Annotated in this window: 11 protein-coding genes; 2 read left to right on the forward strand and 9 right to left on the reverse strand. The window is 68.6% G+C overall.

What is annotated here, in order from left to right; all coding sequences use genetic code 11:
- Positions 1-116: 116 nt before the first annotated feature.
- The 5 genes from ribD to IC535_RS04225 form a co-directional block, all read right to left on the reverse strand.
- Complete coding sequence (gene ribD / locus IC535_RS04205) at positions 117-1,199, reverse strand: bifunctional diaminohydroxyphosphoribosylaminopyrimidine deaminase/5-amino-6-(5-phosphoribosylamino)uracil reductase RibD (RefSeq protein ID WP_228885660.1); 1,083 nt, start codon at positions 1,197-1,199, stop codon at positions 117-119.
- A 71-nt stretch (positions 1,200-1,270) separates the two neighbouring features.
- Positions 1,271-1,789 (reverse strand): transcriptional regulator NrdR, encoded by a 519-nt coding sequence (gene nrdR / locus IC535_RS04210; RefSeq protein ID WP_228885661.1) that lies wholly within the window; start codon positions 1,787-1,789, stop codon positions 1,271-1,273.
- Positions 1,790-1,882: 93 nt separating this feature from the next.
- A complete protein-coding gene (locus IC535_RS04215) occupies positions 1,883-2,323 on the reverse strand; it encodes a hypothetical protein (RefSeq protein WP_228885662.1) in 441 nt (146 codons plus the stop codon).
- A complete protein-coding gene (gene glyA / locus IC535_RS04220) occupies positions 2,323-3,576 on the reverse strand; it encodes a serine hydroxymethyltransferase (RefSeq protein WP_228885663.1) in 1,254 nt (417 codons plus the stop codon). Before glyA ends, IC535_RS04215 begins: the two co-directional genes overlap by 1 nt.
- 160 nt (positions 3,577-3,736) lie before the next feature.
- A complete protein-coding gene (locus IC535_RS04225; RefSeq protein WP_228885664.1) occupies positions 3,737-4,213 on the reverse strand; it encodes an RcnB family protein in 477 nt (158 codons plus the stop codon).
- Positions 4,214-4,447: 234 nt separating this feature from the next.
- On the opposite strand from IC535_RS04225, the gene ettA reads away from it, so the two are divergent.
- Both ettA and IC535_RS04235 read left to right on the forward strand, forming a co-directional pair.
- Complete coding sequence (gene ettA, locus IC535_RS04230) at positions 4,448-6,112, forward strand: energy-dependent translational throttle protein EttA (protein WP_228885665.1); 1,665 nt, start codon at positions 4,448-4,450, stop codon at positions 6,110-6,112.
- Between the two features lie 364 nt (positions 6,113-6,476).
- On the forward strand, positions 6,477-7,793 hold the full coding sequence (locus IC535_RS04235; RefSeq protein WP_228885666.1) for an NCS2 family permease: 1,317 nt from the start codon (positions 6,477-6,479) through the stop codon (positions 7,791-7,793).
- 33 nt (positions 7,794-7,826) lie between these two features.
- On the opposite strand, the gene pncB is transcribed toward IC535_RS04235, so the two are convergent.
- The 4 genes from pncB to gspD all read right to left on the reverse strand — a co-directional run bounded on the left by pncB (position 7,827) and on the right by gspD (position 13,196).
- Entirely contained in the window at positions 7,827-9,005 is a 1,179-nt protein-coding gene (gene pncB / locus IC535_RS04240; RefSeq protein WP_228885667.1) for a nicotinate phosphoribosyltransferase, read from the reverse strand.
- A gap of 186 nt (positions 9,006-9,191) precedes the next feature.
- Positions 9,192-10,028, reverse strand: coding sequence for a glycosyltransferase family 2 protein (locus IC535_RS04245; RefSeq protein WP_228885668.1), 837 nt, complete (start codon positions 10,026-10,028; stop codon positions 9,192-9,194).
- Entirely contained in the window at positions 10,025-10,885 is an 861-nt protein-coding gene (locus tag IC535_RS04250; RefSeq protein WP_228885669.1) for a glycosyltransferase family 2 protein, read from the reverse strand. Before IC535_RS04250 ends, IC535_RS04245 begins: the two co-directional genes overlap by 4 nt.
- 103 nt (positions 10,886-10,988) lie before the next feature.
- Complete coding sequence (gspD, locus tag IC535_RS04255) at positions 10,989-13,196, reverse strand: type II secretion system secretin GspD (RefSeq protein ID WP_228885670.1); 2,208 nt, start codon at positions 13,194-13,196, stop codon at positions 10,989-10,991.
- Positions 13,197-13,203 lie beyond the last annotated feature (7 nt).

The raw sequence follows: 13,203 nt of genomic DNA on the forward strand, positions 1-13,203 counted from the left end.
GAGGCGTATCGACCAACGGTCGGTACCTACCGGACCTGGTCGGTACCCGCCGGCTCCGGTCGGTGCCAACCGGCTCCGGGTAGGCGACGACCGTTGGTCGTCGCGCAGGCCACCGGTTACGCCCGCAACAGCAGTCGCATATCTTCGCCAACCTGGCGCTGGTCCACCACGCGCAGCCGTTGCTGCTGCTCCATCGCATGGATGCCCAGCCCGGACAGCAGCGGCAGGCCGTGTTCGCCCAGCAACGTGGGCGCCTGGTAGAGCAGCAGTTCATCGGCCCAGCCGCCGGCCAGCAGCGCCCCAGCCAGGGTGGCGCCGGCTTCGGTGTGGACCTCGTTGATGCCGCGCTCGGCGAGCAGGGCCAGCACCGCGCCCAGGTCCAGGCGGCCGCCGTGGCAGGGCACGCTGGCAAATTCTGCATCGGCCGCATCCGGCGCACTGATGGCGGCGTCGTGCAGATACAGCGTCGGTGCCCCGCCTTCGCGCACCCGCGCGCATTCCAGCGAGCGCAGCCGTGCATCGAGCACCACGCGCAACGGCGGCAGCACCTCGGTATCGGCCAGGCGCACGGTCAGCATCGGGTCGTCGGCCAGCACGGTGGCCGCGCCGGTCAGGATCGCGCCGGCACGCGCGCGCCAGTGCTGCACATCCTCGCGTGCGGCCGCGCCGGTGATCCACTTGGAACGGCCGTCGGCCATCGCGGTGCGGCCATCCAGGCTGGCGGCCAGCTTGACCCGCACCCACGGCCGGCCGCGCTCGATGCGCGACAGGAAGCCCCGGTTGAGTTCGCGCGCCGGCCCGGCCATCAGCCCTTCGGCGACCGCGATGCCGGCCTGGCGCAGCAGGTCGAAGCCACCGCCGTCGACCTTCGGGAACGGGTCGCGCATCGCCGCCACCACCCGGCCGGCCCCGGCCTGGATCAGCGCCAGTGCGCACGGCGGGGTGCGCCCGTGGTGCGCGCAGGGTTCCAGGGTGACGTAGGCGGTGGCGCCACGGGCGCGCTCGCCGGCCTGGCGCAGCGCGAATACTTCGGCATGCGGCCCGCCGGTGCGCTGGTGCCAGCCTTCACCCACCACCTCGGCGCCATGGGCGATCACGCAGCCGACCATCGGGTTGGGCCGGGCGGTATACGCGGCGCGTTCGGCCAGGCGCAGGGCGTGCGCCATGTGCAGGTGGTCGAGGGCGGAAAAGTCGGTCATGGCAACAGTCGTCTGGCGGCAGGCGTGCAGCGCCGATGGTAGCCCAGCGGGGTGCCGCAACGCGGCGCCGGTCAGCCTTTCTTCTTCTTGCCCAGCGCGATCACATCGAGCAGCTGCAACTGTTCGGTACTGGCCGGCAGGTCGCGTTCGAGCTTTTCGATTTCCTCGCGGAAATCGGCCACGTCGCCGAAGCTGCGGTAGACCGAGGCGAAGCGCACATAGGCGACATGGTCGAGCTTGCGCAGTTCGTTCATCACGAACTCGCCGATCTTGATCGAGGGGATTTCGCGTTCGCCACAGATGCGCGCCTGCTGCATCACCGCGCGCACCGCCAGTTCGATCTCGTCTTCGGGCACCGGGCGCTTCTGCAGCGCGCGGTCGAAGCCACTGCGCAGCTTGCGCGCATCGAAGGCCTCGCGGCTGCCGTCGCTCTTGACGATCGCCGGCAATTTCAATTCGATGGTTTCCAGGGTACTGAAGCGTTCGTTGCAGGCCTCGCACTCGCGCCGACGCCGGATCGTCGCCCCGTCTTCAGAGACGCGCGAATCGATCACACGGGTATCGGCATGCTGGCAGAACGGACAGTACATGGAACGCCTTGCATCAGGAAAACGTCATGCCGTGGTCACGGCAGCGTCGCAACGGTACCTGAGAAGACCGGTGCATACAAATAGAGACGCCCGTCAGGCTCCGCGCGGCGGGGTGCGCCGCCAGCGCATCCACACCAGCTGCGCGCTGGGAACCAGCAGCAGCGGGCCGGCCACCAGGTAGACCAGGGCCTGCCAGTCGCCGTCCCACCACAACCGGCCGATCAGACCCATGACCGCCAGTGCGCCGGCCGCACCCAGTGCGATACCGATCCATCCCAGTGGGCCGGTGCGCTGCAGGCCGTCGCGACCGTGCCGCAGGTAGACCCCGCTCAGCCACAGCCAGCCCAGCAGGCCGCTGAGGCCCGACAGCCCCCAGGCCAGCAGCACCAGGCTTTCCACGGTGCCCATGTAGCTGTTGTTGGCGAAAAAGACATAGACCGCAACGGCCGCAAGGGTACCCCCGGCGGCCAGGGTCGGAATGCCCAGCAGCAGTGCCTGCGCGATATACAGGCGCCGCTGCCGGGCGAGCTGCATCACCCGTAGACCGGGTACTTGCGGCACTGCGCGCCGACCGCCTCGCGGACGCGGGCGATCACCGCCTCGTCAGCCGGGGCGTCGAGTACGTCGGCGATCCAGTTGGCCAGGTCCACGCAGTCCTGCTCGAGGTAACCGCGGGTGGTCACCGCCGGGGTGCCCAGGCGCAGGCCGGAGGTCACGAACGGCGAACGCGGGTCGTTGGGCACCGAGTTCTTGTTGACGGTGATATGGGCCTTGCCGAGCGCCGCTTCGGCATCCTTGCCCGAGACGTCCTTGCCGATCATGTCCACCAGCATCAGGTGGTTCTCGGTACCGCCGGACACGATCTTGTAGCCGCGCGCGATCAGCGTGGCGGCCATCGCCTGGGCATTCTTGACCACCTGCTGCTGGTAGGCCTTGAAGCCCGGCTCCAGCGCTTCCTTGAAGGCCACGGCCTTGGCGGCGATGACGTGCATCAGCGGGCCGCCCTGGATGCCCGGGAATACGATCGACTGCAGCTTCTTCTGCAGCTCCTCGCTGGCCCCCTTGGCGATGATGATGCCGCCGCGCGGTCCGCGCAGGGTCTTGTGGGTGGTCGAGGTGACCACGTGGGCATGCGGAAGCGGGCTGGGGTAGACGCCGGCGGCGACCAGGCCGGCCACGTGCGCCATGTCCACGAACAGGAAGGCGCCGACCTTGTCGGCGATCGCACGGAAGCGCGCCCAGTCGATGACCTGCGAATAGGCCGAGAAACCGGCCACGACCATCTTCGGCTTGTGTTCCAACGCCAGCCGTTCGACTTCGTCGTAATCGATCAGGCCGGCTTCGTCCACGCCGTACTGCACCGCGTTGAACAGCTTGCCCGAGGCATTGACCTTGGCCCCGTGGGTGAGGTGGCCGCCGTGCGCCAGGGACATGCCCAAAATGGTGTCGCCCGGCTGCAGCAGCGCGAAGTACACCGCCTGGTTGGCCTGCGAGCCGCTGTGCGGCTGCACGTTGGCGTAGTCGGCATCGAACAGGGCCTTGAGGCGGTCGATGGCCAGCTGTTCGGCGATGTCCACGTACTCGCAGCCGCCGTAGTAACGCTTGCCCGGGTAGCCCTCGGCGTACTTGTTGGTCAGCTGGCTGCCCTGGGCTTCCATCACCGCCGGGCTGGTGTAGTTCTCGCTGGCGATCAGCTCGACGTGGTCTTCCTGGCGCTGGGTTTCGGCGGCGATGGCCTTGGCCAGTTCGGGATCGTAGGTTTCGATGCGGACGTCACGCGGGAACATCGGTTACTCCAGGCAGGCAGGGGGGTACGGCGCGAGCCTTGGATTGTAGTCCGCGGGGGCGGGGCTGACCAATTGCGCCGGCCTGCCCGGCCGGGGCCGGGGCCGGACGCGGAACGGCGCCCCGCAGGGCGCCGTCGTTGCAGGCCGGGCCGTGCCCGGGTTACCGGTTGTTGATCACGTAGTCGGCGATGATGCCGGTGGCGATGGCCACCAGCAGCAGGTTGCCGCGGTCGTCGCGGATCCAGTGGTGGCCGCGCGGCGGGCGGCGCACCGAGTAGCGGCTGTAGTCGTTGACCACGTAGACCGGGCCGCCGTAGTACTCGCGGTAGCGGTGGCCACGGGCCCAGCCGTACCCCGGATGCGAGCGGTAGACCACGCGCGGCGGCGGCGCCGGGCGGTAGTAGCCGCGGTCGTCGTAGTAGCGGCGGTCATGGCGCGCCTGGCGGTAGTCATGGCGGCGGTCGTCGCGCCATTCGCGGCGATCATGCCGGTCGTGGCGGTCATGGCTGCGGCGGTCGTCGTGGCGCTCGTGACGGTCATGCCCGCGGCCACGGTCGTTGTCGGCGAAGGCCGGGGCGGCCATGCCCAGGGCCAGCAGCGAGGCCACAGTCCCGACCACAATTCGATTCATACGCATGATTGGCCTCGCTTGGTGGGTGGATGGCTACATCATGCGCACCGCATCTGAACGGTCTCCAGCTGGAAACGGTTTCCCTTTCCAGCGCCTTGACGGCCTGTTCAGGCCCCGGCAAGCCCCGCCGGCCGGGGCCGACGGCGGCCGGCACCGCTTCCGGCTATAATCGGCGGTACCCCTTTTCATCCTGCCCCTGTTCCCGTGGAACGGGGGCAGGGCTGCGTCTTCGGAGACCTCATGTCCTCGCAATACATCTACACCATGAACCGCGTCAGCAAGGTGGTCCCGCCCAAGCGGCAGATCATCAAGGACATCTCGCTGTCGTTCTTCCCCGGTGCCAAGATCGGCCTGCTGGGCCTGAACGGCTCGGGCAAGTCCACGGTGCTCAAGATCATGGCCGGCGTGGATACCGACTTCGAGGGCGAAGCCCGCCCGCAGGCCGGCATCAAGGTCGGCTACCTGGCCCAGGAACCGGAGCTGGACCCGACCAAGACCGTGCGCGAGTCGGTCGAGGAAGGCGTGGGCGAAGTGCTGCAGGCCCAAGCCGCGCTGGATGCGGTGTACCTGGCCTATGCCGAGGAAGGCGCCGACTTCGACAAGCTGGCCAAGGAACAGGAGCGCCTGGAGGCGATCCTGGCCGCCGGCGACGCGCACACCCTGGAAAACCAGCTGGACGTGGCCGCCGACGCGCTGCGCCTGCCGCCGTGGGAAGCGGTGGTCGGCACCCTGTCCGGTGGTGAAAAGCGCCGCGTGGCGCTGTGCCGCCTGCTGCTGCAGAAGCCGGACATGCTGCTGCTCGATGAACCGACCAACCACCTGGACGCCGAGTCGGTGGAATGGCTGGAACAGTACCTGGCGCGCTACACCGGCACCGTGGTGGCCGTCACCCATGACCGCTACTTCCTGGACAACGCCGCCGAGTGGATCCTGGAACTGGACCGCGGCCGCGGCATTCCGTGGAAGGGCAACTACACCGACTGGCTGACCCAGAAGGACGACCGCCTGCGCCAGGAAGACAACCAGGAAAAGTCCCGCCAGAAGGCGATCCAGAAGGAACTGGAATGGTCGCGCCAGAACGCCAAGGGTGGCCGCACCAAGGGCAAGGCGCGTCTGGCCCGCCTGGAAGAACTGCAGTCGGTGGATTACCAGAAGCGCAACGAGACCAACGAAATCTTCATCCCGCCGGGCGAGCGCCTGGGCAATGCGGTGATGGAGTTCAAGAACGTCTCCAAGAAGTTCGGCGACCGCCTGCTGTTCGACGACCTGAACTTCCTGGTGCCCGGTGGCGCGATCGTGGGCATCATCGGCCCCAACGGCGCCGGCAAGTCGACCCTGTTCAAGATGATCACCGGCCAGGAAAAGCCCGATACCGGCGAGATCGTGGTCGGCCCGACGGTCAAGCTGTCCTACGTGGACCAGAGCCGCGACGCGCTGGAAGGCAACCACAACGTCTTCCAGGAAATCGCCGGCGGCCTGGACATCCTCAACATCAACGGCGTGGAGATCCAGTCGCGCGCCTACATCGGCCGCTTCAACTTCAAGGGCCAGGACCAGCAGAAGCTGGTCGGCTCGCTGTCCGGTGGTGAGCGCGGCCGCCTGCACATGGCCAAGACCCTGCTGCAGGGTGGCAACGTGCTGCTGCTCGATGAACCGTCCAACGATCTGGACATCGAAACCCTGCGCGCGCTGGAAGATGCGCTGCTGGAGTTCCCGGGCAACACCTTCGTGATTTCGCATGACCGCTGGTTCCTGGATCGCATCGCCACCCACATCCTGGCGTTCGAAGGCAACTCGCACGTGGAGTTCTTCCAGGGCAACTACCGCGAGTACGAAGAGGACAAGCGCCGCCGCATGGGCGACGACGCCGCACCCAAGCGCCTGCGCTTCAAGGCGCTGAAGTAAGAAGGGAAAAACGGCCGCGCCCTGCGCGGCCGTTTTTTTTGATGTCCGATTCGATCAGCGAAGAGCAGCGCCTCATTGCTATGGGCTGGGGCAGGTGTCCGGGACATCGTGTGGCGTGGCGGCAAGACCAGCCGCGCACGGCGCGGCTCTACGCGTTCTCCAGCCGAACCACACGATTCACCCGGGGAGGCCGACAGGCAGCCCCCGGAGGGACGCTCCAAAACATGGATGTTTTGGCGCAGCCTACACGGACGTACTTGCGGCGTGTCCCGGAGCGGGGTTGCCTGTCGGCCTCCCCAGCACGTAGCGATCGAAACGCCGCCGCTCTCCTCTCCAGTGAATGGCCATTCCTTGGATACCTGCCATGAAATCGCTTGAACGCCTGTTCCAGCTGAAACAGCACGGCACCTCGGTGAGCACCGAGCTGCTGGCCGGGCTGACCACCTTCCTGACGATGTCCTACATCGTCTTCGTCAACCCGGACATCCTGGCCACCACCGGCATGGACCCCGACGCGGTATTCGTGGCCACCTGCCTGGCCGCGGCACTGGGATCGCTGGTGATGGCCTTCGCGGCCAACTTCCCGGTCGGCATGGCCCCGGGCATGGGCTTGAACGCGTTCTTCGCCTTCACCGTGGTCGGTGCGGCCGGGTTGCCGTGGCAGCAGGCGTTGGCGGCGGTGTTCATTTCCGGGCTGGTGTTCCTGGTGCTGTCGCTGACCGGCGTGCGCGCCTGGCTGGTGGCGGGTATTCCGGCCTCGCTGCGCGCGGCGATCGTGGCCGGCATCGGTCTGTTCCTGGCGATCATCGCGCTGCAGAAATCCGGGGTGATCATCGCCAACACCGACACCCTGGTCGCCCTCGGCCCGCTCGATACCGCCCCGCCGCTGCTGGCACTGGCCGGCTTCCTGCTGATCGCCATCCTGGAAGCGCGCCGCGTGCGCGGTGCGATCCTGATCGGCATCCTGGCGGTCACCGCTGCGGCGTGGCTGCTCGGCGATGTGGCCTACGTCGGTTTCATGTCGCTGCCGCCGAGCCTGGCGCCCACCTTCCTGCAGCTGGACCTGCCCGGCCTGCTGCACCACGACGGCGGCGCGCCGGTGGCGGTACTGCTGCAGGTGGTGCTGGTGTTCGTGCTGGTGGAAGTCTTCGACGCCACCGGCACCCTGTACGGCGTGGTCGGCCGTGCCGGCCTGCTCAAGCTGCCGGGCGCACCGAAGCGTTTCGGCCGCGCCCTGCTGGCCGACAGCACCGCGATCGTGGCCGGCTCGCTGCTGGGCACCAGCAGCACCACCGCGTTTGCCGAAAGCGCCTCGGGCGTGCAGGCCGGTGGCCGTACCGGGCTGACCGCGCTGGTGGTGGCCGGCCTGTTCCTGGCCGCGCTGCTGTTCTCGCCGCTGGCCAAGATGGTCCCAAGCTACGCCACCGCACCGGCCCTGCTGTTCGTGGCCGGGCTGATGCTGCGCGAACTGGTCGATGTGGAATGGAGCGATGTGACCGAATCGGTGCCCGCCGCGCTGTGTGCGTTGGCGATGCCGTTCACCTACTCCATCGCCAATGGCCTGGCCTTCGGCTTCATCGCCTACGCCGTGCTCAAGGCCGGCACCGGGCGCTGGCGCGAGGTGCATCCGGCGGTGTGGCTGGTGGCCGGGCTGTTCGTGCTGCGCTACGCGCTGGAATGACCGGGGAGTTGCGTGCCGACCGCCGGCCAGCACCTACCGCTCGGCCGGCAACTGGAACACCTGGCGCAGATAGGCCAGATAACCGGGGTCGTCGCACATGCTCTTGCCGGGCGAATCGCTGAGCTTGGCCACCGGCTGGCCGTTGCAGCGGACCATCTTGATCACGATGTTCAGCGGGGTCGGCCCCAGGTCGTTGGTGAGGTGCGTGCCCACCCCGAACGCCACCTGGCAGCGGCCGCGGAAATAGTCGAACAGCTGCATCACCTTTTCGATGTTCAAGCCATCGCTGAACACCAGCACCTTGCTGCGCGGGTCCACGCGGCGATCCTTGAAGTGGGCCAGCATGCGGTCGCCCCAGGCGAACGGGTCGCCCGAATCGTGGCGTACGCCGTCGAACAGCTTGCAGAAATACATGTCGAAATCACGCAGGAACGCGTCCAGCCCGACCACGTCGGACAAGGCGATGCCGAGATCGCCGCGGTACTCGCGCGCCCACGATTCCAGCGCGGCCACCTGCGAATCGCGCAGCCGCGGGCCCAGCGCCTGGAACGCCTGCAGGTACTCGTGGGCCATGGTGCCGTGCGGGGTCATGCCGTACAGGCGGGCGAAATGCACGTTGCTGGTGCCCACGAACTGCTCGCCCAGCGCGTCGCGCAGCAACGGCAGCATGCGCGCATGCCAGTGGCGCGAATAGCGGCGGCGGCTGCCGTAGTCGGCAATGCGGCACAGCTCGAAGCCGGGCGTATCGCGCAGCAGCGCGGTCTTGGCCTGCAGCCGGCGCTCGCCCTCGGCGAAATCGGCGGTGGTGGTGTTGCGGAACCAGACTTCGTTGATGATCGCCAGCAGCGGCACTTCGAACAGGATGGTGTGCAGCCACGGGCCGGTGATGTCCAGCTCGATCTCGCCGGGCACGCTGGCCGATGGCCGCAGCTGGATGTACTTGCGGTCCAGGTGGAACAGGCCGAGGAAATCGGCGAAATCGGCTTTGACGAAACGCAGCCCGCGCATGTATTCCAGCTCGTCGGCGCTGAAGCGCAGCCGGCACAGGTGGTCGATTTCCTCGTTGATCTGGTCGATGTAGCGGGCCAGGTCGATGCCGGGGGTGCGGCACTTGAAACGGTACTGGACCTGGGCGCCGGGATGCTGGTGCAGCACCGCCTGCATCATGGTGAACTTGTACAGGTCGGTGTCGAGCAGGGATTGGATGATCATGGGGGATCCATGCGCGTGGGGGGTTGCGCAGTGGAAGTATGCGCCTGCGTGGAAGTACCCACCAACGGTGGGTACCTACCGGGACGGCAATTCCGGGTAGGTATCGACCGTTGGTCGATACGGCCCGGCGACAGTCGGTGCCTGCCGGTGCGCCTGCCGGTACGCCTGCCGACCAACGGTCGGCAGCTACCGCGCGCGCAGCAGTCGCGGTACCTGCGCCAACGCGTGGGCCCAGATCGCGGCCCACACCGCGCCCTGTAGCGGCAGGCTGCGCTGGCCGGCCTCGAACTTGCGGAAGTAGCGCCACAGGCCGCGGTGCTTGTGCCATTCCACGAAGAACGGCCGCGAGCGGCTGGACACCCCGCGCACATGCACCACCTGCAAATCGTTGGCAATGGCCACCTGGCCACCGGCCTGGCGCACGCGCCGGCACAGGTCCAGGTCCTCGGCATGCAGGCGGTAGCCGGCATCCCAACCGCCGATGCGGTCGAACAACGCGCGCGGCATCAGCAGCAGCGCACCGGACAACGCCGGTACCGGCTGCAGCGCCTGGCCGGGGTCGGCCGGGATCGCCAGCCGCGCGCCCTGCCCGGGCGAACGCAGCATCGCGCCGAAATCCGGATCGCGGCGGCGTACCGCGGCATCGGGCTGGCCCTGCTCGTCGACCTGCTCGACCCCGAGCAGGCAGTCGCCGAGGGCGACCGCGCGCTGGCACAGCTGGGCCAGCGTATCGCGCTGGACCAGCAGGTCCGGGTTGATGAAGGCCAACCACGGCGAATGGCTGTCGGCCACGCCCTGGTTGTTGGCGGCGGCAAAACCGGGGTTGTCCGGGTTGGCGATGAAGCGCACGCGCGGGTCGGCGCTGGCATGGCGCTGCACGATCTCCAGGGTGGCATCGGTGGAGCCGTTGTCGACCACGCGGATTTCCGCCACGCCCTCGGCGGCGCGCAACCGGTCCAGGCAGCCTTCCAGCGTGCTGGCACTCTGGTAGCTGACGATGATCGCGGCAATGGCTGGGCTCAAGCAGGTTGCTCCGGTGAGGCGGTGGCGGGCACGGCGAACAGATCGCCCTGCGACCGCGGCATTATCGCCTGCCGGTGCAACCGCTGCAGGGCCTGGCGCTGCTGCCGCAGCGGGTCGGCCATCAGGAACGCGGCCAGCCGCGGTTGCCAGCTCGGCCAGCGCGTGCCCAGCGCATCCAGGTCGCCCTCGTAGGCGCGCGCCTCCTCGGCCCGGGCCACGAAGGCGGTTTCGCACAGCGCATTGCGCCAGCCCAGCCCGGCCATGCGCAGGCTGAGGTCGACCAGGGCGGCATTCCACGAGCCGTAGCTGTGCATGTCCAGCCCACCGGCCTTGCGCCGCGCGTTGCCGCGCAGCAGCACCGCATGGGCCACCGCCGAGGGCAGCTCGGGATGCTGCGGCGGCAGCGCAGCGCAGGCCTGGGCCAGCGCGGCCAGGTCGTCGGGCAGCGGGTTGATCTCGCCCAGCCGTGGCCAGGCGGCGGTCTCGCCGCTGTTGCACCAGGGCGTGGCCGAGCCGATCGAGGCATCGCGGGCAAAACAGGCCTCCAGCTGCAGCAGCCAGCCCGGCGCAGGCACCGCATCGGGCGCCAGCACCACCACGTCGGCGCCGGCACAGGCGCGCAGCATTTCATCCAGGTGCGCCACCTCGCCGATGCCGCGCGCGCGCCGGGTGTACTCGGCACGCAACGGGGTCTGCGCCAGCCAGTGTTCGATCACCGCCTGCGCGCGCGGCCCAGCCTGGCCGTCATCGGCCAGCCACAGCGCGGTATCGGCGGGCGTGCCGGCATCGAGCGCGCCCAGGCAACGGTCCAGGGCGCTGTCGTCGACCCCGATCGGCAGCAACACGATCGTCCCCATCAGTCCCCCTGTGCGCGGCGGTCGGGCGGCGGCCCGGTCCAGCCGGCCGCCGTGTGCCCGCAGCGTAGCAGGCGCGGCCGGCGCCGGGGCGACACGCGGCGGCTCAACGCTTGCTCTTGCGTTCCGGGAATGGCTCCATCGCGCGGAAGCGGTTGCTGTACTCGTCGGTGAGGTCGCGCGATTCCTGGGCGTTGCGCACGATGGTGGGGGTCAGCAGCACGATCACTTCCGAGCGCCCGCTCTTCTGGGACTTGCTGCCGAACAGCGCGCCCAGCACCGGAATCTTGCTCAGCCCGGGCACGCCATTGGAGCCGCTCTCGGCGTTGTCGGTGATCAGCCCGGCCAGCATGATGGTGTCCCCGCTCTGCACCGCCGCCTCGGTGGAGATCTTGCGGGTGTTGATCGGCGGGTTGCAGGTGGTCTTGGTCGGGTCGCAGCCGGACGGGGTGGCGCCGGCCGAGCTGACTTCCTGCACGATATCCAGGAACACCACCCCGTCGCGGGTGATCCGCGGGCGCACCTTGAGGATCACGCCGGTGTCCAGGTACTGCACCTGGCTGTAAGTGTTGTCGCCGGTGCCGGGGGTGACCGAGACCGAGTTGATCGGGATCTTGGTGCCCACGTTGAGGGTGGCTTCGGCGTTGTTGCGCACGAATAGGGACGGGGACTGCAGCAGGCGCAGATTGGTGACCTTGTCCAGCGCGCTGACCACCGCGGCGGCGTTCTTGCCCAGGAAGGTCCAGCCGACGCCGGTGCCGCCGACCGTACCGGAAATGCTGCCCCAGATCGACCTGCCCAGCGCGCTGGGCAGGTCGATGCCGCTTTCGGTCTTGCCGGTGGTCACGGCCTGTTCGAAGAACCAGTTGACGCCATAGCTGAGGTCGCCGGTCAGCGCCACTTCGGCCACCTGCGCCTCGATATGCACCTGCATCGGCATCACGTCGAGCTTCTCGATCACCTCGCGGATCGAGCGCCAGGCCTGCGGGGTGGAGCGCACCAGCAGGGTGTTGGTTTCCTCCACCGCCGACACGCCGACGGTATCGCCCTGCACTTCCAGGCTGAAGCTGGCATTGCCGGACTGGCGCTGCGGCAGGTTCAAGCTGCCGTTGCCCAGCCCGCCGCTGCCACTGCCGCCGGTGCCGCTGTTGTTGAGCGAGGTGCTGCCGCTGTCCAGATCCATCTGCGAGCCGCCCGGGGCCAGCGCGCCGCTGCCACCGCCACTGCCGCGGCCGCCCCGGCTGTTTTCGTTGGCGAAGGCTTCGGCCAGGCGCTCGGCCAGGTCCTTGGCCTTGACGTAGCGCAGCTCATAGGAAAACAGGCGGGCGCTGCCGCCGGCGGTGTCGATGCGTTCCAGCCATTGCTGGATCTGGTCCAGGTAGCGCACCTGCGGGGTGATCACCAGCACCGCGTTGGCGTTCTCCAGCGGCAGGAAACGGAACATGCCGGCGCTGGGGGTCTTGCTGTCTTCGCCGAACACTTTTTCCAGATCGGCGGCGACCTGTTCGGCCTTGCCGGTCTGGATCGGGAACACGCCCACCGACATCCCCGACAGCCAGTCCACGTCGAAGATCTCCACCGTGCGCAGGTAGTTCTCCAGTTCGGTGCGGGTACCGCCCAGGGTGATCACGTTGCGCCCGCTGTCGACGTTGACGATCGCGTTCGGGCGCGCATACGGCTCGAGCACCTTCTTCATTTCGGTGGCCGAGATGAACTGCAGCGGCACCACGCGCACCTCGAAACCGCGTGCGCTGGACGCCGGCGCGGTGCTGGGGGCGACCGTGCCGGCCAGGGCCTGGTCGGCGGCGACGATGTTGTAGCGCCCGCCACTGTAGACCATGCGCGCGTTGTTCCAGCCCAGCACCATCTCCAGCAGGTTCAGCGCCTGCGCCGAGGACACCGGCTTGGGCGTGGCCAGGGTGACGGTGCCCTGCACGCCGGGGGCGATCACGTAGTTCTGCCCGAGCATGTCGCCCAGGATCGCCTTGACCACCGCATGCACCGACTCGCCCTCGAAGTTGAAGGTGGCCTGGCCGCTGCCGGCCTGGGACAGCGACGGGGCCGCCGCCGCGGCGGCGCTGCGGTTGATCATGGTGCCGCTGCCGCGCCGGATCACCGCCTGCGGGGCGCCGCTGTCGGCCGGCGGCTCGGCGGCCACGCCGTCATGCGAGCCGTCGCCGGCCACCACCTGATGGCTGCCGTCGGTTGCCGCGTTGCGGCGTACTTCCGGTGCCGGCACCGTGGCGCAGCCCACCAGCAGGGCCACGGCGAGTGACAGGCAGAAATGACGCGGGGAGAAAAGACGCAGTGTCATGCTTTGC

This window comes from Stenotrophomonas rhizophila, from assembly GCF_020857975.1.
In the GTDB taxonomy this organism is placed as follows: Bacteria; Pseudomonadota; Gammaproteobacteria; order Xanthomonadales; family Xanthomonadaceae; genus Stenotrophomonas; species Stenotrophomonas rhizophila_C.